Source organism: Lysinibacillus sp. FJAT-14222 (assembly GCF_001278875.1).
Classification (GTDB): domain Bacteria; phylum Bacillota; class Bacilli; order Bacillales_A; family Planococcaceae; genus Lysinibacillus; species Lysinibacillus agricola.
Window position 1 is genome coordinate 378,414 of record NZ_LIYL01000021.1, and the last position, 21,534, is coordinate 399,947.

The 21,534-nt window shown below is 35.8% G+C and carries 23 protein-coding genes and 2 pseudogenes; 16 read left to right on the forward strand and 9 right to left on the reverse strand.

Features of this window, described 5'->3' with window-relative positions; translation table 11 throughout:
* Positions 1-417: pseudogene (locus AN161_RS11425) on the forward strand (hypothetical protein); the annotation flags it as partial.
* A 219-nt stretch (positions 418-636) separates the two neighbouring features.
* Complete coding sequence (locus tag AN161_RS11430; RefSeq protein WP_343069290.1) at positions 637-921, forward strand: DUF6886 family protein; 285 nt, start codon at positions 637-639, stop codon at positions 919-921.
* Between the two features lie 51 nt (positions 922-972).
* Here AN161_RS11430 and AN161_RS11435 read toward each other — a convergent pair whose 3' ends face one another.
* The 3 genes from AN161_RS11435 to madL all read right to left on the reverse strand — a co-directional run bounded on the left by AN161_RS11435 (position 973) and on the right by madL (position 2,866).
* On the reverse strand, positions 973-1,458 hold the full coding sequence (locus AN161_RS11435; RefSeq protein WP_053594468.1) for an 8-oxo-dGTP diphosphatase: 486 nt from the start codon (positions 1,456-1,458) through the stop codon (positions 973-975).
* Positions 1,459-1,710: 252 nt separating this feature from the next.
* Positions 1,711-2,472, reverse strand: coding sequence for a malonate transporter subunit MadM (gene madM, locus AN161_RS11440; RefSeq protein ID WP_053594469.1), 762 nt, complete (start codon positions 2,470-2,472; stop codon positions 1,711-1,713).
* Complete coding sequence (gene madL, locus AN161_RS11445; protein WP_053594470.1) at positions 2,465-2,866, reverse strand: malonate transporter subunit MadL; 402 nt, start codon at positions 2,864-2,866, stop codon at positions 2,465-2,467. The genes madM and madL overlap by 8 nt, the downstream gene beginning before the upstream one ends.
* A 227-nt stretch (positions 2,867-3,093) precedes the next feature.
* On the opposite strand from madL, the gene AN161_RS11450 reads away from it, so the two are divergent.
* From AN161_RS11450 to AN161_RS11490, 9 genes are all read left to right on the forward strand, one after another.
* Entirely contained in the window at positions 3,094-3,744 is a 651-nt protein-coding gene (locus AN161_RS11450) for a GntR family transcriptional regulator (RefSeq protein WP_053594471.1), read from the forward strand.
* Between the two features lie 6 nt (positions 3,745-3,750).
* Positions 3,751-4,674 (forward strand): malonate decarboxylase subunit epsilon, encoded by a 924-nt coding sequence (locus AN161_RS11455; protein ID WP_343069256.1) that lies wholly within the window; start codon positions 3,751-3,753, stop codon positions 4,672-4,674.
* 27 nt (positions 4,675-4,701) lie between these two features.
* The gene (gene mdcA / locus AN161_RS11460; RefSeq protein ID WP_053594473.1) at positions 4,702-6,360 is read left to right on the forward strand and encodes a malonate decarboxylase subunit alpha; all 1,659 of its coding nucleotides are present in this window, start codon (positions 4,702-4,704) and stop codon (positions 6,358-6,360) included.
* 22 nt (positions 6,361-6,382) lie between these two features.
* Positions 6,383-7,234: a triphosphoribosyl-dephospho-CoA synthase gene (locus AN161_RS11465; RefSeq protein ID WP_053594474.1), complete on the forward strand. Its 852-nt coding sequence runs from the start codon at positions 6,383-6,385 to the stop codon at positions 7,232-7,234.
* Positions 7,235-7,254: 20 nt separating this feature from the next.
* Complete coding sequence (locus tag AN161_RS11470; RefSeq protein ID WP_053594475.1) at positions 7,255-7,551, forward strand: malonate decarboxylase subunit delta; 297 nt, start codon at positions 7,255-7,257, stop codon at positions 7,549-7,551.
* Positions 7,544-9,223 carry a biotin-independent malonate decarboxylase subunit beta gene (locus AN161_RS11475; protein WP_053594476.1) on the forward strand — a complete coding sequence of 560 codons (1,680 nt, stop codon included), beginning with the start codon at positions 7,544-7,546 and terminating at the stop codon, positions 9,221-9,223. Before AN161_RS11470 ends, AN161_RS11475 begins: the two co-directional genes overlap by 8 nt.
* Positions 9,214-9,816: a malonate decarboxylase holo-ACP synthase gene (locus tag AN161_RS11480; RefSeq protein WP_053594477.1), complete on the forward strand. Its 603-nt coding sequence runs from the start codon at positions 9,214-9,216 to the stop codon at positions 9,814-9,816. The genes AN161_RS11475 and AN161_RS11480 overlap by 10 nt, the downstream gene beginning before the upstream one ends.
* Before the next feature lie 119 nt (positions 9,817-9,935).
* Complete coding sequence (locus tag AN161_RS11485; protein ID WP_053594478.1) at positions 9,936-10,400, forward strand: DUF523 domain-containing protein; 465 nt, start codon at positions 9,936-9,938, stop codon at positions 10,398-10,400.
* A 253-nt stretch (positions 10,401-10,653) separates the two neighbouring features.
* On the forward strand, positions 10,654-11,214 hold the full coding sequence (locus tag AN161_RS11490) for a hypothetical protein (RefSeq protein ID WP_241774549.1): 561 nt from the start codon (positions 10,654-10,656) through the stop codon (positions 11,212-11,214).
* Between the two features lie 242 nt (positions 11,215-11,456).
* Here AN161_RS11490 and AN161_RS11495 read toward each other — a convergent pair whose 3' ends face one another.
* The gene (locus AN161_RS11495; RefSeq protein WP_053594479.1) at positions 11,457-12,257 is read right to left on the reverse strand and encodes a copper amine oxidase N-terminal domain-containing protein; all 801 of its coding nucleotides are present in this window, start codon (positions 12,255-12,257) and stop codon (positions 11,457-11,459) included.
* A 577-nt stretch (positions 12,258-12,834) separates the two neighbouring features.
* Here AN161_RS11495 and AN161_RS11500 point away from each other — a divergent pair.
* From AN161_RS11500 to AN161_RS11510, 3 genes and pseudogenes are all read left to right on the forward strand, one after another.
* The gene (locus tag AN161_RS11500; protein WP_053594480.1) at positions 12,835-13,335 is read left to right on the forward strand and encodes a sigma-70 family RNA polymerase sigma factor; all 501 of its coding nucleotides are present in this window, start codon (positions 12,835-12,837) and stop codon (positions 13,333-13,335) included.
* Entirely contained in the window at positions 13,332-14,591 is a 1,260-nt protein-coding gene (locus AN161_RS11505) for a DUF4179 domain-containing protein (RefSeq protein WP_053594481.1), read from the forward strand. The genes AN161_RS11500 and AN161_RS11505 overlap by 4 nt, the downstream gene beginning before the upstream one ends.
* 228 nt (positions 14,592-14,819) lie before the next feature.
* Positions 14,820-15,536, forward strand: a pseudogene (locus AN161_RS11510) (DUF4184 family protein).
* Here AN161_RS11510 and AN161_RS28780 read toward each other — a convergent pair.
* The 3 genes from AN161_RS28780 to AN161_RS11520 all read right to left on the reverse strand — a co-directional run bounded on the left by AN161_RS28780 (position 15,465) and on the right by AN161_RS11520 (position 17,367).
* Positions 15,465-15,680, reverse strand: a complete 216-nt coding sequence (locus AN161_RS28780; protein WP_277815939.1) for a response regulator — start codon at positions 15,678-15,680, stop codon at positions 15,465-15,467. The pseudogene AN161_RS11510 and the gene AN161_RS28780 overlap by 72 nt on opposite strands.
* 79 nt (positions 15,681-15,759) lie before the next feature.
* On the reverse strand, positions 15,760-16,467 hold the full coding sequence (locus tag AN161_RS11515) for a hypothetical protein (protein WP_053594482.1): 708 nt from the start codon (positions 16,465-16,467) through the stop codon (positions 15,760-15,762).
* A gap of 21 nt (positions 16,468-16,488) precedes the next feature.
* Positions 16,489-17,367 (reverse strand): ABC transporter ATP-binding protein, encoded by an 879-nt coding sequence (locus tag AN161_RS11520; protein ID WP_053594483.1) that lies wholly within the window; start codon positions 17,365-17,367, stop codon positions 16,489-16,491.
* Between the two features lie 891 nt (positions 17,368-18,258).
* Between AN161_RS11520 and AN161_RS29610 the strand changes: the two genes are divergently transcribed.
* Positions 18,259-18,411, forward strand: a complete 153-nt coding sequence (locus AN161_RS29610) for a hypothetical protein (protein ID WP_158003012.1) — start codon at positions 18,259-18,261, stop codon at positions 18,409-18,411.
* A gap of 177 nt (positions 18,412-18,588) precedes the next feature.
* On the opposite strand, the gene AN161_RS11525 is transcribed toward AN161_RS29610, so the two are convergent.
* Positions 18,589-19,605: an ABC transporter permease gene (locus AN161_RS11525; RefSeq protein WP_053594484.1), complete on the reverse strand. Its 1,017-nt coding sequence runs from the start codon at positions 19,603-19,605 to the stop codon at positions 18,589-18,591.
* Positions 19,602-20,330 carry an ABC transporter ATP-binding protein gene (locus tag AN161_RS11530; RefSeq protein ID WP_053594485.1) on the reverse strand — a complete coding sequence of 243 codons (729 nt, stop codon included), beginning with the start codon at positions 20,328-20,330 and terminating at the stop codon, positions 19,602-19,604. Before AN161_RS11530 ends, AN161_RS11525 begins: the two co-directional genes overlap by 4 nt.
* A 447-nt stretch (positions 20,331-20,777) precedes the next feature.
* Here AN161_RS11530 and AN161_RS11535 point away from each other — a divergent pair, with 447 nt between their 5' ends.
* Positions 20,778-21,377 (forward strand): TetR/AcrR family transcriptional regulator, encoded by a 600-nt coding sequence (locus AN161_RS11535; protein ID WP_053594486.1) that lies wholly within the window; start codon positions 20,778-20,780, stop codon positions 21,375-21,377.
* Positions 21,378-21,534 lie beyond the last annotated feature (157 nt).

Below are 21,534 nucleotides of genomic sequence, written 5' to 3' on the forward strand. Positions count from 1 at the left end.
AAAACAACTATACAGGGCAAAATCCAATCTAAAAAGCGTTTTGGAAAAAGCATTGGGAATCATGCCCCAGCCATGCTAGTGGAAATCATCCATCAAAAATTAAGTTACACAAAGCAAACGATACAGAAAGTAAATACGATAACCTTTAGAGCCAGTCAGTATAACCATATGACGGATCGTTATGAAAAGAAAAAACTCCATCAACGTTGGAGTCAAATTGGAAGTCATCTCGTACAACGAGATTTATATAGTGCGTTTTTACTGATGAATAGTGATACAAATTTACAGCAACCTAATCAAGACTTATGCAATAAAACGTTTACTACCTTTTTAGAGTTACACAATCAACATATAGAAGACTTGAAACAAGTAAAGAAAACATTCCCTCTTAGCATGGGTATCCAACAAATCAAGTGAGGGGTATTCCTCCGTAGGTAGAGCTACCTGCCTTCGTTAAAACTTATTGCCAACACAACATCGGTTGTGTAAATAAGAAAGTCTTATGGAACAGAGGATAAATCAAAGATGTTGTACACAGGACATGGCAACACCATCTGTGGAGAGCTTTGTAACGCTTCTCTTAAGTATATAAGAACCCCACTGCTTTAGCTGTGGGAGTAGTCAGATGTTGTTGTAATTGAAAGCAAGTGGTTAGAGACGATGAAAAATACGAAACTTTACTTATATGAGTTTGATAGTAATGGATTTACGCTACAAGATAAAAATGCTGGTTATTATACGAGTGAAACAACACAATATCCTATTGCTAAATTTGAAGTTGAAAATTTATTTGAAGAGATGTTTGAACGTAATGTTGAATTACGGGTAGTCGATAGCCTGTGGAACATCTATGATGAAATTCAAAAAACAACCTTGAATTGGTCGATGTGCAGAATGCGATTTGCACTACCAAGAAAATAATTAACAAAGCCTCGTAAACGCTACTATCGCGTGTACGAGGTCTTGTTTTACTTAGATAGTAACAGTTTGTACGAAGGGGGTACTCGTAATGTCAATCAATTCACTATCTTTATATGTAAATATATATTCATAGTTGGTTGTTTCATCCAGCATTTTCGGTAAGTAATATTTTAAATCTGCTATTCCTACATTTTTAGGATGGAAAATCCACGATAGATCTTTCCAATCTAAAATGCCTTCTGTGACTTTAATCGGTGTCACATAATGATAGGACTCTGGCAATTCAGCAATAAAAGCATACATACAGCCAAAGTCGGTCATTCCATCCGTCCATGTTATCTTTCCTTTGAATGTAATATCGTTCAGTACGATACCTGTTTCTTCCTTAATTTCTCGTAATGCACCTGCTAGTGGAGTTTCATTTTTCTCAATCTTTCCGCCAACCCCATTCCAAGCCCCCATCCATTCTGGAAAATCCCTATTTAGCAATAATATTTGGTCACCCTTTTTAAGAAAACAAATTGTAAATTTAACCAAGTCTTTTTCCTCCTTTTTAAATGGCAAAGCGAAAATCCAAGTATTTGAATTTGGCGGATTCCAGCCAGTACACTGACTCCATTTATCCGCTTTTCAAACTAATTCATATTTACCTTTATCGATAAATTCTTGTGTTTTTCAGCATGAGTTTATACAGAGCGTTAATTTTTACTCTAGTTAAAAGAAATGTAGATAAAAAAATAGTAGCACAAACCAGTCAAAAGGTTGTGCTACTTATAATAAAAAACGGTTTTAAAAAATCATATCAGTTAATATAAAAAGAAGTGTCGGCGCAAGTAAGCAACCTAAGCCCGTGTAAAATGTTGCCGTAACAGCACCATATGGAACAAGTTTTGGGTCTGTTGCCGCTAATCCTCCTGCTACACCTGAAGTAGTTCCCATAAGACCACCATATACCATGGCAGTTACAGGGTTATTCAAGCCGATATACTTCGCGACAAAAGGTGTACCAACCATCACTATTACAGACTTTACCAAACCTGCAGCAATACTAATAGCAATGACTTCAGAGCTAGCACCTAATGCTGCGCCTGTGACAGGACCTACGATATACGTAACTGTGCCCGCTCCAATTGTTGCTATACTTACGGCATCCTTGTAGCCAAAAGCAACTGCAAAAATAACACCGACTACAAAAGATAATACTACACCAATAAATAAGGAAAGGATGCCCCGAAGTCCTGCTTTTTTTATATCATCAAAGTTCGCCCCAAATGAGGTAGCGACAATAGCGAAATCACGAAGCATACTACCACCTAAAAAGCCTATACCCGCAAGAAAGCTAACATCTGAAAGCCCTTTCGATCCTCCAGTTGTAACGCCACCAATATAAGCTAAAATTAAACCAAGCACAATAGCGATAGCAGAGCCGTGAATAAGTCCCTTTGTTAATTTATTTGAGATTAAATAAGCTATCCACATAGTAATACCAACAATAACAAACGCTGTTACGAAACCATTATTTTCTAAGATATTCGTGATGATATCAGGCATCTACTTCGCCTCCAACTATTGAATTATTTGTTTGTACCATCGGCTTTTGCTTTCCGCTGAGTAATGGAACACAAATCCAACTTATAATGACAACAGCAATTCCTGCAATAATGGCTAATGGCCCACCTGTTAATGCACCTAGTACATTTTGGCTCGCTGCCATTGCAATCACGACCGGAATGTACATAGCGTTCCAAAAGCTTAAACCATCCTGAGCAGGTTTACTAATTTTCCCTGCTTTCACTAACTTATCGACCACAATAATTAGAAGTAGCATTGCCACTCCAACTCCGCCTACATTAGAGTCTATCCCCATTAGAGCTCCAATAAATTCACCGACAATCATTCCTACTAAATAACACCCCGCTAAAATAGCAACTCCATAGATGACCATTTTTCTCCTACACCCCTTTATGAAATAGTTGTGACCTAATATTTAAAATATTCGGTCGACTGTATTCTGAGATTATCATAATTTATCGAAAACAATAAATCAACTAGAAAAATAGTATAAAGTAGAAAATATACGCTTTTGTGATTGAAATCAATATCTGTATGTAGTATTATTTTGGTATACAGTCGACCATGTAGTTATATTTTTTAGTTAAGGGAAGTGGTTTTATGGAGTACTTTACAAATTTATTGGATAATGCCTTATCTAGAACAGTGGCACAAAAAATTATGGAGCAAATTTTAAATGGCGAATTGAAGCCAGGAGATCAAATTGTAGAGAGTACATATGCTGAAATGTTTAACACGAGCCGATCTCCTATTCGTGAAGCAATTTACTTACTCTCGACAGAAGGCCTTATTGAGCGAGTTCCTCGTAAGGGAGCATTTATCAAAGGTTACACACTTGCTGAGGTACAGGATTTACTAGATGTAAGGAATAGCTTAGAAATACTAGCAGCTCAGAGAATTAAAGAACCGCAAAAAAAGAAAACAATGCTTAATGACATGAAAAAAATAGTTAGAGACATGGAAAAGTGTTCAAATCAAATGGAATATACTCATTTAAACTATGCATTTCACTTTACACTCATTAAATTTAGTGAAAGTACAGTCATAGAAAGTGTTTATAGCAAAATCAGTCTACCGTTATTACGTATACAAGGTATTCATTTTTCTATCAATGACACCATGGAGAAATCTCGAAAAGAGCATCGTCGAATTTATGAGCTTTTAAAGGACAACCAATTGGATGAATTAATTTCTATTTTAAGAAAACATACAGAAGATGTTATTTTCAATGTGCGTAGACAAATTCTGTAAGGAGTGATGATTTTGCGGACTGCATTTTTATTTCCAGGTCAAGGTTCACAGTTTGAAGGGATGTTAGATTTCCTTCCAAATGAGCCTTGCGTGAAATATTTACTAGAACAAAGTAGTGATATTTTACAACAAACGGTTTCTTCATTGCACAGTAAAGAAGCGCTCGCAACAACTAAGGCTGTTCAACAATGTTTATTAATTTCCTCAGTAGCAACATACAAATTATTTGAGATTGAGGGGCTAATTCCTTCATTTGTTGCTGGACATTCGGTTGGAGCTTTTGGCGCTGCAGTAGCTGCTTGTGTATTAACGTTTGAAGAAGCATTGAGGTTAGTAACGTTACGGGGAGAATTAATGGAGCAAATTTGTAGTGACGGGTTTGGGATGGGGGTTGTCCTTGGTATGAATGAGCACGAACTTTTAGAGGTTACTGAACAATTTTTTCATGTGCATGACCCTGTTTATGTTTCGAATCGAAATGCCCCGTTTCAAATCACAATTTCTGGTTCGTTAAAGGGTTTAGAAAAGGTTATTAGTTATGTGAGTGCTCATGGAGCTAAATCTGCAAGTTTATTAAACGTCTCGACCCCTTCACATTGTCCGCTTTTTCAAGATGTTAGTAATCAAATGCTGGATGCTCTAAACAAAATTGAGTTAAAAAGACCGAAAATTCCGATTTCTAGCAACTTAAATGCACGTTTGTTGAAAACTACAGAGGCTATTAAAAGGGATTTGGCAGAAAGTATTTGTCATCCTGTTCGATGGCATGATGCTACAAGTGTTTTATATGAAAATGGTGCTAGGTTATTTATTGAAATGCCACCTGGTGACGTCTTAACAAAGTTAGCTACAAGTGCGTTTCAGGATGTTAGATCAATGTCCGTCAGCAAAAACGGAATCGAGGACTGTCTTTTTTTATTACAAAATTAACGTATAAACGTACAAGGGGTGTATGGAATGGTGTTGATTCATGAAAGTACTACAAGGAAATCTTGGACGACAAAGTTGGATGCAAAAAAAGAAAGGCTGAATAGTGTAAAAGATTTTGTAGATGGTGTAATGATACCCACTCATCGTATTGTTGATGCTTTAGAACGCCTTATAAAGCCTAGCGATCGTGTTGTATTGGAGGGGAATAACCAAAAACAAGCATCTTTTTTGTCACAAGCCTTGTCACAGGTAAGTCCTACGAAAGTGCATGATTTGCATATGATTATGTCAAGTATTTCTCGACCAGAGCATCTTGATTTATTTGAAGATGGTATCGCGAAAAAAATAGACTTTTCCTTTGCTGGGCCGCAAAGCTTAAGAATTTCACAAATGATTGAGGATGGGAAAATTGAACTGGGAGATCTTCATACTTATGTGGAACTTTATGGGCGATTATTTATCGATTTAATACCGAATGTTGCTTTAGTGGCAGCCGACAAAGCAGACCGTTTTGGTAACCTTTATACAGGACCAAATACCGAGGAAACACCAACTTTAGTAGAAGCGGCTGCCTTTCGTGATGGAATTGTCATTGCTCAGGTTAATGAATTAGTAGATGAATTGCCTCGTGTGGATATCCCTAGCTCATGGATAGATTTTATCGTTGTTGCAGATCAAGCATACGAATTAGAGCCTTTATTTACACGCGACCCAAGACATATTACTGATATTCAAATTTTACAAGCAATGATGGTAATTCGAGGTATCTATGAAAAGCACGGTGTTCAATCATTAAATCATGGGATTGGCTTTAATACAGCTGCTATTGAGCTCCTTTTACCGACCTATGGTGAACAATTAGGATTGAAAGGGAAAATATGCAAAAATTGGGTATTGAATCCTCATCCTACATTAATTCCTGCTATTGAATCAGGTTGGGTTGAAAGTGTTCACTGCTTTGGTGGAGAACTAGGGATGGAAAAATACGTTGAAGCTAGACGGGATGTGTTTTTCACAGGAAGGGATGGTAGTCTTCGATCCAATCGAACTTTAGCACAATTAGCAGGTCAGTATGCAGTTGATCTGTTTATAGGATCGACCCTCCAAATGGATGCATTAGGGAATTCCTCTACAGTTACAAAAGGACGTGTTGCTGGATATGGTGGTGCACCAAATATGGGACATGATCCAGGGGGAAGACGTCACTCCACAGAGGCTTGGAAAAATATGATGACATCAGATGATCCACTTGCACGAGGTAAAAAGCTAGTTGTACAAGTTGCTGAAACTTTCCAGGATGCGAACACACCTGTATTTGTTGAATCATTGGATGCTATTACTGTAAAGGATCAAGCGAAATTAGCAGTGGCTCCTGTAATGATTTACGGTCAGGACGTTACACATGTAGTGACAGAGGAAGGAATTGCGTACTTGTATAAAACAGATAGCTCTGCGGAAAAGCATGAAATGATTGCTTCCATCGCAGGTGTTACACCAATTGGTATGAAACATAACCCGAAATCATCATCACGCTTACGAGAAAAAGGATTAATTGCGTTACCTGAGGATTTAGGCATTCGAAGAGCGGACGCTAAACGTTCCTTATTAGCGGCTAAAAACATTGATGAACTTGTGCAATGGTCTGGTGGGTTGTATACACCACCAGCAAAATTCAGAAGTTGGTAAAGAAGCTTTCAAGGGGGCATCTATGATCGATAAACAATATTTTGCAGAAACTTTAGCAAAAATGGCTGTTTCATCTTTAATTGAAGAAGTATCACTGACCCCAAAACCTGGATTAGTCGATGAAAAAGATGAAGGAGCACATCAAGATTTAACTTTTCATATGATGATTGGCTCAGCGCAGTGCTTAAAAAATACTTTTTATGAGATGGCTATGGCTGCTTTCGTCGAAGGTCCTTCTCAAACGTTACGTGAAAAAATTGGAGAAATAGGGCGTAGAGGCGAAAATACTATGTTTCAGTATACAGATGGTGTGAATACCCATAAAGGTGCTATTTGGTCATTAGGGTTAATTACAGCCGCAGCAGCAATTCACGGTGGCATGGCGGATGAAGAAACAATTTGTTTTACAGCGGGAAGGATTGCTCAATATGAAGATCGTTTTATCCCACACAATATTACGAATGGGATGAAAGCCATTCATGAATACGGCATTAATGGCGCAAAGGTAGAAGCACAATTAGCATTTCCGCATATTCGAAAATATAGTTTACCAATGTTGAAGGCTACCATTCATACCATGAGCTATGAACAAGCTAAGCATTTTACTTTGCTGTCACTTATAGCACAGCTAGATGATACATGTATTCTTCATCGAGGTGGAATAGAAGGATTAAACTATGCTAAAAAACAGGCAAAACAAATAATAGCTTCTAGTAATTTACATGAGCTCGAACATATGAATCAAAATTTTATAGCCCGCAATTTATCACCAGGTGGTAGCGCAGACTTACTAGCAGCAACAATATATTTACTTAAGATAAAAAAATGGTCAACAAATAGTTTATTGAAGGGGCAATTCCAAGCAACACATTGAACATAAAAAGGGGTGTTTTTATGGAAAAGTTAGTCTATTCATTTCCTGCAACTAAAGTAGTTGAACAGCGTGCACACGTTGGTGTTGTAGGCTCTGGTGATTTGGAAATTTTAATTGAGCCAACTAATAATCTAGAAACAGTTGTTGAAATCCGAACAGGTATTACTGGGTTTGGAGAAACATGGCGAAAAGTAATCGAACGTTTTGTTAGTCAAAATGATGTATCTGCACATATTACGATAAATGATTTTGGGGCAACACCTGGTGTAGTGTCCATTCGATTAGCACAAGCACTGGAGGTGAGTAAAAATGCTTAATACATTAACAACTAGTTTAGTAGAGACCAATGCTCGTGAACGTGCATTTTCCATTCTAGATATAGGCTATGAAATTTTAGGACCTTTTGATCGTTTTGAATCTCCGCATTTAACTGCACAAAATATTGTCCCTCAATATGATGATGGCATGATTATTGTGAAGGGAACCCTCGATGAGAAACAAGCTGTCGTTATTTCAATCGAAGGGAGCTTTCAAGGTGGCGGTATAGGAGAAGTATCAGGGGCAAAGCTAGCTGGTACATTGGAGAAAATTTTAGCTGAATGTAAAAATGGACAACTTATTTATCCAATAATTATTTATGATACAGGAGGTGTTCGTTTACAAGAGGCAAACTATGGCCTGTTATCAATTGCTGAAATCAGCTCTGCTATTGTAGAGCTTCGCAATTATGTTCCGGTAATCGGAATTATCCCAGGGAAAATTGGATCATTTGGAGGGATGTCCTTAACAGCTGGATTATGTAGCGCACTTATTATGACACGAGAAGGGCGTTTAGGGATGAATGGACCTGAAGTTGTTGAACAAGAGGCAGGCATCAGAGAGCTTGATGCAAAAAACAAGCAGCTTATTTGGCAAATGATTGGAGGCGCAATTCGTACAGATATAGGTTTTGCAGATTTTATTGTTGAGGACGATGTGCCAAATTTTCGGCAAGCAATTAAAGACATTTGGAATGGGAAAGTAGAATGCAAACATCGTGTCAAAAAGTATAATGAGTTTTTAGCATTATTTAAATCACTAGATATTGTAGAAAAAATTCAACCTCATCGAGCAACAGATATTTTAAAAACGCTAGGTAATGTAGCCGATAAGTCATTATTTCAACCACATACAACTGTTGACAGTCGTGGTCGAAGCTGGTTTAATGCTTTAACTAATAATGCGACTTCTATAAGTGAAATTCCTTCTGTTCTCGTTGCAGAGGGTGAATTACAAGGAAAAAGGGCACGTTTTATCACAGTTGTACCAAACCCCGACAATAAATACTACCGTGCACGAAATGGTGAAGTTGGTTTACTCGAAGGGTGGGCACTTGCAAAGTATATTAGTGAAGTTATTGAAGAGGATAAGTCTGTAGCTGGCAAGAGATTAATTGTTCCAATTGTTGATGTTCCTAGCCAGGCATTTGGCTATCATGAGGAACTATTCGGTATATATTTAGCTTGTTCAGCAGCAGTTAATGCGTATGCTACTGCTAGAATAGCTGGTCACCCAATTGTAGCAGTGTTGGTCGGCAACGCTATTTCAGGAGCATTTTTGGCACATGGTATGCAGGCAAATCGTCTAATAGCACTCAATGATGAAGGTGTAAATGTGCATGTAATGTCCAAAAAATCTGCTGCACTTATTACACAGCGAACGATCGAAGAACTTGATGAATTCTCTAAGGATGTTCCTTCTATGGCTTATGATATTCAGTCCTTCCACAAACTTGGTGCATTATATCAACTTATTGATGGTGTTAATGCGACAAAGCCAAATAAGGAAGATATTATACAAGTGATTGAATCAGTTCATGACGCTTATGAGGATATTGTAGCTAAAGGTAGTACAAGCCTAGCAAATCGTCTTCATTCTGAAATTGCTATTTCATCAGGACGTCAAGCATCTATCAAGGTACGCGAAATGATTGATGAGCAATGGAAATAAATGTTCACGATATAGTGAAGTTCACAACAGTGAAACAACTTAATGAGCAGACAACGATTCCTCCATGGGTAGCGAATTCGTCAGCAGCTACTTCCTATGGAGTCGTTCGCAGGGCGCAAATTACTAACGAATTAGTGCCGATTGGGCTTCGAGGGAATGCACGACATGAAAGATATGGTACTACAATTCATAAGAAGTATATTTTAGAGATTATTAAGCCATATTCATTAATAGAGCAATTAGATAATTTTAAGGACAATCGCTTTTATACGTTATTAAATTCTATTCGCCATAAATTCGATCCATATAAAATAAAATGGGGGCCTACTGGTAGTGTAGGCTTCGAACTAGCGACAGGTATCCCTGTAACCTCCAAAAAGAGTGATTTAGATTTAATTATTTGTATGGATGCTATCGACGAGGTTTTGCTAGATAAAATTAGTAATTTGTTAGCTGATTCTAGAATAATGATTGATCCCCAAATTGAAATTCCACGAATTGGTGCTTTTTTATTGAAAGATTATATGGAAAATAAAGAAAATGGCTTTATTTTAAGAACATTTTATGGACCAAAGCTATATAAAATTTTATAGTGAAGAACTTAACTATCCCTGTAAAATAGTCCGTTGGCAGTGTAAAAGCTGTTGACGGACTTTTTTATTGAGCTATAGTTATACTTATACGAATTGGCTAAAAAAAATGAGGTGCACATATGATTTTAATAAGTTCTTGCTTGGCAGGATTAAAGGTACGTTATAACGGAACAGATAGTTTAGATGAAAGAATTCAACGGCTTATGTTAGAAAATAAGGCGGTAACTGTATGCCCTGAACTTATGGGAGGTTTTTCGACGCCTCGTGAGCCCGCTGAAATTGTTGGTGGAGATGGTGAAGACGTTCTTGATGGAAAAGCGAGAGTGGTTGAAAAATCTGGCCGTGATGTAACGGAGCTTTATATAAAGGGCGCATATGCAACATTACATAAAGCACTTGAAGTAGGCGCGACTAAGGTTATTTTAAAAGAGTATAGTCCATCCTGTGGCAGTGCAATGATTTACAATGGGGATTTCAATGGTACAAAATTAGTTGGCGTAGGCGTAACAACTGCATTGCTTAGAAGAAATAATATTGCGGTCTTTTCTGAAGAAGATGTTTCGGAGTTACTTTTGCAAATTTGATAGGGGAATATGTTTTTGTCTTAGTATATTATACTGAATAATATTAACAGGCGTGTTGATTAGGAAAATATAGGTTTGATATATTGGTGAGGCCTTTGATAAAAAAGTAGTATATTTAAAGAATCAAGACATACAACCGTATAGTTTGATTCTTATAAGGGATGTAAATGCTACAGAGCTTGAAAATCTTAATCTAGTACGCATCTGTGAATTGCTATATCAAGGAAAATCTGTCGTCTATAGTGATCGTTTTATGGCAGTGATTAAAGAAAAAGGTCAATTATTCTATAGCAATGATTTTTCTAATTTCAAACCCTTTGTTTATCAGGAGTTTGTAGAGGATAAAAATGTAGTTAAGTTAGGGGATTTGTGGTTTAAAACAGATAGAGGCAATTTTTATATGGACTACGCTTATGCCACTACGGGAGAATTTATTTTATATTATGTGGATGGACAAGACATTTCAAGAGTAGCCATTGAAAAAGCACCGATTAAGGCTGTGAAAACTTATCAGAATAATGTATATTACCTAACAAGGTATGAGCGTGGTGTAGTAAATGCTCATGAAACGAGTAATTTAAAGTATGCAACGCTTAAAAATGGGCAGTGGGTTTCTGATTATTTAGGTAAGCCAGGATTTTACTATGGTTTTGATACTTTAGCTAATCCATATAACTGGAAAATAGATGATAACGGCATCTACATTTTTGGTTATAATAGATTTGGTAATTTAAGCTCAGCTGAAAGAAAAGAAACTTTTGGGAATTACAGGATAGACTTAGAGGGTCATAATCATGAGGTAGTAAACCCTTAAAGTTTGAGTTTTGATGATGTAGAGAATTGGCTGGTTTGAGTTCGGTATTTATACGGGACTTAAGCCAGTCAATTTTTGCTTAATCCGTTTGTTATAGTGGGTGCTGTTTATAAAATCGCACATAAGTGACTTGCAGAGTTAAAAAGGGACTCCTAAAAATTAGGAATCCCTTTCTTGTTTCTTAAGAGTTATCAAATGAGTGTTCACCATTAGAAAGAAGCTATTTAGTGATTTTCAAGGATTTAAGGAGCTTTTCTTCCTACTGATATGATATAAGCAGCATCATTAACTTCTACACCCTTATTAATCCAGAAAGACTGGCCTTTTTTAATTTCAGGAATTTTTTTATTTCCTGGTCTAATATATGAATCTACTGAAACCCAACCTGAATTCATTTGGACTAGTGGTTGAATATCCGTTTTTCCTTCGGGAACCGTTTCTCCAGTTAAATTTTGTGCCTTAATGCTAATTCCTGAATTCACAATTTTAAAAGCACTTAAGTGGAAACTACCATCGATATAACCATTTGTGTAATCATTTTCATCAAAAAAAGCGAACGATTTTCCTGCTACGACTCTTTTATCTGTTATATGAAGTAATTTAAGATCATTACTATACTTATATTCGATGTCTGTATGGTCTAAAAATAAGCGTATTGGCAAAAACATAGCATCTTTTTTTAAGACTGGGGTTGTATCCATTTTAACTTCTTCCTTATTTACATAAGCAATCTTAGAATTAATAGTTACATCAAATGAATTATTTAAGATTTTTACAGTAGCTGTTTTAGAATTATGATTATAAGAAACTTCCCCACCCATTAAATCCTGTATAGAACGAAGAGGAACTAACAATCGTCCTTGTTGATCAAGAAATGGAGAACTCGGTTTTGTGTAGAGAATAAAATACTTATCTATTTTTAGATAAATAGGTGTTTCTTTATCCGGCAAAGATGAGGTAGCAGCCATTGAACTTATTGGATAAACTGCTAATAAAATAAATGTTAAAAAGGATGTTATTAATAATTTGAGATTACGATTCACAACTACTCCCCCTCGTATTTATAAATTGATGTGTACCCAGAAGATCTCTTTATATAAGAACTTAAACAATCATAAAAACGCCTCTCTGTCGATAGAATAATCTTTTGAAGCTAAACTCGAGTAACTTAATTATACTATATTTTACCATTGATGGGTTGTGTAAAATAATTATACTGTTTTATCCATATAAAAATCATGAATAAAAGTGCTCTAAAATGGGTGTGGGGTTAGTCAGAGCCTACTTTTTAGTGGTATCAAGAAAACAGCGAAATATATACAAACAAGCGTGTTGATTAGGAAAATATAGGTTTATTATTGAGTGATAAAAGGATTTTTTTGTTGATATTTTGCTAATGTATGTCCATTTTAACTGACTGTAGCGTAGGGCCACTCGACGCTCGCCCGCAGCGGAGGTATCCATCTCATCATTTTAGGTGGTTTCTTTTATTTTATAGGGTGGCATAACATCTTTGACGCAAAGATTAAAGGCAAATCCATAGACGGTTTCCTCAATAATTTTAAAATTTTGAACGAAATGAAGCATCGCTCCGTCTAATGGGGGAAGGAGGCGAAAAGGATGGAATTTGAAATCGTGCAGCGTGCTATTCGAGGGGATCATCAAGCGATACTTTCACTTATTGAAATGGATGAAGATATTTTATATCGCATGGCTTTTACATATCTGAAAAATGAGCAAGACGCTTTAGATGTGATGCAGGACCTAGTTTACAAGGCACTAAAAAAAATGCATACCGTCAAACAACACGAATATGCCAGAACATGGCTCGTGCGCGTCTTAATCAATTGTTGTAAAGACCATTTGCGAAAACGTCAACCAACCGTTTCAATTCAGGAACATCACCAAGTTGAATGGGTCATCTACTCTGATATTGAGCTGTTATTGGAACATTTATCCTTGTCGGAGCAGCAACTCGTCTATATGAAATATTTTCAGCAACTAAAAAACAAAGAAATTGCCGAGCTAAATCAAATTCCGGAGGGTACTGTAAAGTCTAAGCTTCATCACATACTAAAGAAGCTTAAAAACTTCGCTGGAGAAAAGGAGGACTGGCTATGAGTAAACTACCGATTGACGTTCCAAAGGAGAAACTTCAACAAGTTCGGATGGATATGTTTCGTAAAGTACAGCGAGAAAAAAGAATAAAGAAGCGCATTTTTTCGGTTGCAATAGTCTCTTTGTTTTGCTTAAGCTTTTTATTTTCAATTCGCGTTTCTCCTACGATTGCTAGCCAGGTTGCAAAAATACCTGGCTTTAAAGAAATTGTATTAGCGGTTGTAAGAGATAAAGGGATAAAAGATATTGTGGACAATGGATACTATGAAGAAATTAATACGACGCAGTCTAAAAATGGTCTATCACTTACATTGCAAGGCGTGATTGCAGATAATTCTGGATTAGTACTTTACTATGACGCCGATGCAACATTTGATATGTCGGAATTATACTTGGAGGAAGTTAAATTGTTCCAAGGGGACAAAGAAATTGAAGGCGGAGCTTCATTTACAAATCATCAATCAAATCAAACACGCTTCTCTTCTTCAGTAGACTATAGTTATTCAGAGCCTTTCGCTTATACTTCAAAGGATTTTAAAGTGGTTTTTCGTTTTTATGAAAAAGATAAGGGGAACATTGAAATTACGATACCGTTTTCACTACAAAACGAAATCGCAAAGGAAAAAATTATTACTGCGAATCGTATTGTAGACGTCGGTGGTCAGAAATTTACGATTACACAAATTCGCCGTTCTCCACTAAGAACGTCAATCGATATTGAATTAGATGAAGCGAATACGATGCAAATTTTAGCGCTTGATGATATTGCGGTCGAGACGGAAAATGGGGAGCGAAGAGAAGGCATTAAATATGGCTTGTCATTAGGTGGTGATAATCGCGACGGCAAATTCACGTTTAATTTACAAAGTAATTATTTCCATGATTCAGATTCACTCAAAATATTAATTGGAGCTGTTCATGCCGTTCCAAAGGGCGAGGATTATATCGAAGTTGATTTTGGTACAAAAGAAGTACTCATGAAGCCTGATTATTTGGATTGGGATATATCTGTAACGCAGCAAGGTGTATCAGTTGCTGCAAAGAAATGGGATGATAGAATGCGACATTCGTTCCTAAATAGCGCTGTAAAAGCAGATGGCACGACGTTAGAATATACAGGTAGCTCGTTCTCAGATGATGAGCAGTATCTATATGCGACGGAGGACTTTGAAAATTATGATGGCAAAGCAAAAATATATATAAACTATTTCTTCAATCCTATTGGAAAAAATATTGAACTGAATATTCCATTGCAATAAAGTAAAGATGTTCAAAAAGGCTCTCCTTTTTGAACATCTTTTTCATTTTTCTATACTTGTGATAATATTCCTGTATTGGGTCCGGGTAGAAATGAAAAACGTTGTAATAAACATGTTGATAAATTGGAGGGGGATTATTATGCCATTAACATTTGCCCATCCAGCAGCGATATTACCATTCTCTGGAAAAAAAGATATATTAATTTTTCCGCAATGGTTTTAGGAAGTATGGCTCCGGACTTTGAATATTTTTTACGAGGCCAACCAATAGGGGAAATAGGGCATACCTTCACAGGTTTTTTTCTATTAAATCTCCCTATGGTAATAATGATTTACTTTATTTATCATCAAATTATTCGTTTGAATGTAGTCCACCATTTGCCTAACTTTCTACAAGTTACATCAAGCTACAAAGTGGAGGGAAGTAAAAAATGGAAGAAAGTCGTTTTTTGTTACTCAGCGATAATTTGAATGTTAACTCATGTAGTATGGGATTCTTATACACATAAACAGGGATTTATGGTAATAAATTTCCCGATTCTTACCGATACTTTTAATGTGTACGGCCATCAAATACCCTTTTATAAATTTTTGCAACACGGTAGTACACTATTGGGGATTTCGCTAATTATCGGCTATATGTATTACAAAGCATCACTAAATAAGAATAAAGATACTCCAAAAATTGGCGCTAAAAAGAAACTCTATTTTTGGGCTTTATTATTTTTTTTAACGCTATTATATGTATGTATTTGGTGCATAATCGATTGGGTACCAATTAGTAGCTATGGAGTAATAGTTGTGCGTATCATAGATTCATTTTTTGGAAGTTTACTAACCATTTCTTTAGTTATAACATATCATCAAAACAAATCAGATTATCGTAATAAAAGGACCTCCTTTAATGGGGCCAATTACCTTAAGAAATCTGTTACGAGCACTTAAGATGAGGATAGCAATGTTACTATTTTCACGAATTTGGCGACATAATTCGATACCATCACAATCTGGGAGAGAAAGGTCAAGAATAATGAAGTCCGGAAAGGTTTCTTTCATATATTGGATGGCCTCATGTCCAGTATTAACGATATTGCATTAGCACTTTCATCTTCTATAATTAGCACTTTAGCTTTCTTTAACATAAGAAATGTCTCCTTCTTTAGAAAACTTATTTCCTTTTTCGATTTGCTAGGAGGAAGAACAACAGGATGACTAAGCATGCATAGACGAAAACCCAAGCAAATTGCCAATAAAAAATGTTCGGTATTGACGTTATAGAATCTTCTGAACTCATCATTTCCAGGGAAAGACGGACAGGTGGAAGTAGCCAAATTATTCCCTTGATCTGAAGAATTGTCTCTTTTAAGGTAGCGATAACGACAGAAACAATTAAGATGCCAAGTACACCCCACCAAGTATTTTGCTTGTTTTTGACGAGTTCTCTTGTAAATATAGCGGATAGTGCAATAGCTAGTACAGCTAAACTAAAATGAGAGAGGAATCCTAATAATTGATGTATAAATCTTGGTTTTTCTCCAAAGGCACCAATTAGAGTAGGGTAGATGACTGATACACAGCTTAAGAATAAACCAATCAGTACACAAATTATAAACATTCCTAAATTATATTGTGTTCGACTTTTGGCATGAAGTGTTGTAATTACTTTTTGCCCTTCCTCCTCTGCGTGAAATAGTGTGACTGTAAACCATCCCATTAGAAAAAATAGAATGATAGCTGTAAACGAATAACTATCTAATATTGGATTTGGTACAAAGGTATAATTAACAACAAGGCATAAAACGAAAATTGAAAAAGGTGGAACATATTTATAGGTCCTTAAATAATTGATAAATTGATAGCGCAATAAACTTGTCATATCGGCGTTTATTCCTCCTCATTAAAAATGGGTACGGAATTGTTCCTCCTTCTGATTGATTGGGATTAATTGTTTAATAGAGGCTTTTTTGTGTAGGAGATCTAATAAAACTTGATCTGTATCTTCTGTCTTAATAACGGAAATTACCTCATGACAACCATTATTTAAAAGACATTGTTGTTGAATTTCAAGAAAAGGTAATAGGTTATCCAATAATTTTTCGCTTGAAATTTCAAATATTAATTTATTTTTCGATGTATCATTCTTATGTAATGAATCAGCTTGAATGACCTTATTACTTTGAATTACAAGAACGGTATCAACAAGATGTTGAAGTAATTTTGTTTCATGACATGTTAAAACGATACTTACCCCTTTGTCTTTTAAAAAAGAGAGGGTTTCTTCTAAATCGCTTTGTGCCTTAGGATCGAGTCCTGATAATGGTTCATCTAAGATAAGCAGATCAGTGTCTTCAAGCATTGCCTGCATAATCAAAACCTTGTGCTTCATACCTTTGGAAAAATTATCAATCCGAATGTTCCGAGCATCCTGTAAATGAAATAATTCAAGTAAATCATTTATTTTTTGCTGTAGTTGTTCTTTCGGCATACCTCGAATTCTGCCCATATGATAAAGATATTCTTCTGGCGTAAACAAAATATGTGAAGGCGTCACTTCTGGCACATATCCAATTTTTAATGTCTGTCGATGTTTCACAATAGAGCCACTGTCAGCCTCGACTAATTCTGCAATGATTTTTAGAAGGGTACTCTTACCTGATCCATTCTTTCCTACAAGAGCTATAATTTGATTGGCACAAATAGAAAATGTAGCATTTTCTAAGATTTTCTTACCTCTATACTGTTTAGAGATGTTCTGTATTTCCATAATCGTATTCATCTTTACACACCTTTTTTAGGATTTCTTATTGTAAGTCATTTTCATTTCTATATATGCATACTTACGATGTACAATGTTCAAGACCATTATCTGTGAATTAGTATAGATGAATAGTAGTTCTTTTGCTAATAGAATGTTGGTTTAATTTTCTATTTTTGGGCACGTGACCTATCGTAACATGGATGTTGATTTCCGTTCCAGGCTAATCGCTTTCCTGCGGGCGAGCGTCGAGCCGCTTCCTCCGCATTTGTTACGCTGCCGCTTCGTTAACACTCAGCTTTCGCGCAGACAAACAAATTGCTGCCGCTTCGCGCACAGAAAACAGTCGCTCCGTGCAGGGTCTCGTCTGTCTTACTTTTCCCGCGGGAAGCTTTGCTCTGCGACAGGAGCATTCGAATAGCCTTCCACTCCAATCAGCAATAGTGTAGAACTTTTATAAAATTTATGTATTTCAAAAGTGAACGCTATGGTTACTCAGAATAGATGTTATTAACCTGACTCCTTGGGGATTAGCGGCTCATCGGACGCCCCCAGGAAAGCGCCTAGTCGGAACGGAAATCAACCCCACATTATGGTGATGGCACTAGTTTATAATAAAAAGGTTTTGCCCAATTTTTGAGCGGAACCCCTAAGTTTTAACATTAATTAATTATACGAAAATTTACTTCGATACGAAAATAAAAGAAATAACTGAGTAAAAATACCAATAAAGGAATTGTGTTTCTTACTTGTTTGTTTTTAATAAATTATAATTTATTGTGTTACAATCAAGAGCGTAAATACGAGATTATTAAGATGATTAATACTTCTTACTTTTTAAGCATTCTCCATTAACTATGTGGAGTATCTCTTGAAATTATTTTAGTCTTAATATTGAACGGAGTGAAATCTATGCAACGACTTCTAAATGATTTATTAGGGGCAATAAAAGATAATTTAAAACTTATTTGTTATTTTTTTCTGGGTGTATTTTCAGTAGGAGCTTTCTTGTATGCTGTTACTTTTGTTATTAAATTTATAACTGGAGATTCTTTTTTAAATTAAATAACCCCTAGATAAAAGAATCTAGGGGTTAAGTATGAGTTAATATAATTTCATACATCCGAATTAAATTAGCTCAAAATATAAAAATGGCCAAAACGTCGTCATAGTAAACCGTTTAAAATTTAATTTTGCTACTACTGTATTTAGAGGTAGTTTTTTTGTACCAATACTCTTTGATTATAATGATCGATATTTTTTTAGACTTATAATATTTAATGTAATAAATACAAGAGCGAAGCAAGCAAGAATCACTAAGTCCACTAGAATTCCGCTAAAGGAATATCCCTTATACATAACCCCATTCAAAGCGTCAGCTGCATAGTAAAGTGGCATTATACGACCAATATTTTGCAGCCACTCCACCATATTATCAAGAGGGAAAATTCCTGAAAAGAAAATTTGCGGTATAATGACAAGCGGAATAAATTGCATCATTTGAAACTCAGAAGAAGCAAAACTTGATAAGAGAGCTCCTAATGATAATGAAACAAGTGCAACGATAATATTGATTAACAGCACAAGCCAAATAGAGCCAACATGTACGATATCAAGGACATAAACCCCGAATAGCACAATAATAGTCGTTTGAATCAAAGCAAACAATCCATAACCAATCATATAACCAGCGACAATTTCAGAACGTTTAATCGGTGTCGCTAGTAAGCGCTCCAATGTCCCTGAAGTTCGTTCTTTTAACAACGCTATCCCTGTAATTAAAAAAACGAAAAAGAACACAAAGAAGCCTGTCAGCATCGGGCTAAAAATATCAAAAATAGCGGTATTTTCATCGCCATATACATAATCAGTCGTCAACTTCATCATTGCAGATTGTTCAGGCTGTAAAACCTGAGAAAGCTTCATCTTTAAAGCCTTGGCTGTAGACGGATCATCATTTAATAATGTGAGCTTCAATTCAGTTTGATGAAAAGCTAACCAACCATCATATTTTTCATCTTTTAAACTGGCAATAGAAAAATCATTTTTTTCAATAACATGAAAATCTGCCTCTTCAAGCTTTTCAATTATTGATGCAGGACCATTTGACACGACTAATGTCATTTCTGGTTCATTACTATTAAAAACAAAATACATTAACGAAAGCACAAGAAGAGGTGCAAAAAATAATAAGCCAAGTGTACGTTTATCGCGTATCATTTGCTGCATAATTCTTGTAACAATTGCGCCGATTCTCATAGTGCTTCACCTCCAGCCTTTAAAAACACTTCATCAAAGTCCTTTGCCTGATAATGAGCTTTCAAATCATGTGGTGTTCCATGTGCGATAATATGACCATTGCGTAGCATAGCCAGCTGATCACAGCGCTCTGCTTCATCCATTGCATGTGTCGTTACTAAAATTGTTTTATGCTCATCGTTTTTTAAACGAATTAACTCCTGCCAAATTTCTTTTTTCAATACGGGATCAATACCAACAGTTGGCTCATCTAAAATCAACAACTTTGGATTTTGGGTAAGGGCAATTGCAAGGGATAATCTTCGTTTCATCCCTCCAGAATAATTCAACACCTTACTATTTAAATCATCCGTTAAATGAACAAGGCTTGCAGCATAATTTACACGCTCCGCACGCTCTTTTTTTGATAATCGATAAAGCTTAGCAAAAAAATGAAGGTTTTCTTCACCTGTTAAATCTAAATACAGTGCATCAGATTGTGCCATATAGCCGATATCCGTTAGTAATTGCTTATGGGGGACTGTATGATTTAACACTTTAATATGACCATTATCGGGCTTGATCATTCCCATAATCATTTTAATTAAAGTCGTTTTCCCACAGCCTGAAGGGCCAAGTAAGCCAATTAGCTGTCCCTTAGGAATTTCTAAGGAAAGCGGGGCAATTACTTGTTTTTGGTGAAACTTTTTTTCTATGGAGTTTAATGAAATTGCATTGTTTCCCATATAGCCATCTCTCCTTTACTAAACACAGTGTTGATACCTGAAATTTTAAGGCAGTGTTTTGGGAATTACAATAAACAGATAACTAAAAAGTGTTCAGTGATTTTGGATTTCAACATTTTCGAGCAAGCTAAAATCAGACTGCCTACATCACTCAAAAAATGGACTAATACCAATTTAAATGAATCGTATTGTTTTATTTTGGGGTTTCTGTGATAAGTACGGATGTGCATTCTCGGTGCTATAGTTTTTCCCTCAGACACTCAAAACTTTTTAAAATAGCCATTTTACTAAACTCGATTAATGGAAATAACTAAGAAGAATGCCGATAAATAAGGTAACGCTGTAATTACTAGCATTATTTGACCTTATTGTGATCATTGAGGTAACCATCTAACAACATCGCTAAATACTAATCGGAATAAAGTGATAATACAATGGGGGTTCTATATGTCTATTCACGATATAATGAATTTTGAAACAAAACGAGCTATAAAAAATGCATTACTTATACAAATAGAGGAAGTAGGTTTTGAACGAGTAACAGTAAAAAATTTAGCTATTACTGCAAACATTAATCGAGGTACTTTTTATCTACATTATAAGGATAAATTTGAAGTAATGGAGGATTTGCAGCAGGAATTATTAAATGAACTAGAAAGCTACGTGAAAAATGTTCAACCGCTAGATGCCTTTCATACGATAAAAACAGGTCAACTGTATCAGCCATTTATCGAAGTGTTTAAATGTATTAAAGAGCATGCAGCGGCATTTCGAGTTATTTTAGGGGAGCAGGGGAGCCCCGCTTTTAGTAAGAGGATGAAGAAAGTTTTTAGTAATCATATTTTGGACAGAATCTCTGTTATTCGAGAAGAAGGACTTGATCCAGAATTCCAACGATATTTTGGGGCTTTTTTAACTTCCGCGATTTTAGGTGTTATTCAAGAGTGGCTAGACCATGGAGATGAGGATTTAAACGTGGAGGAGTTAGCAATGATTCATTTTCGGTTATTGCGCTTCCTTGGTGATTTGGCATCTTTGCAGAAATGAAAGTTTTAGTAAGGAGATATTCTCAATATCTTCTTACTAAAAAGTATCTTTTATTAGAGAGTAATTTTTAATCATTTTATTTGAGAAAGTTCTCTCAAAATCCGTTAAAGGATTGACAAATATTGTATCGAACAATAAAATGGCTTTATATTGACTG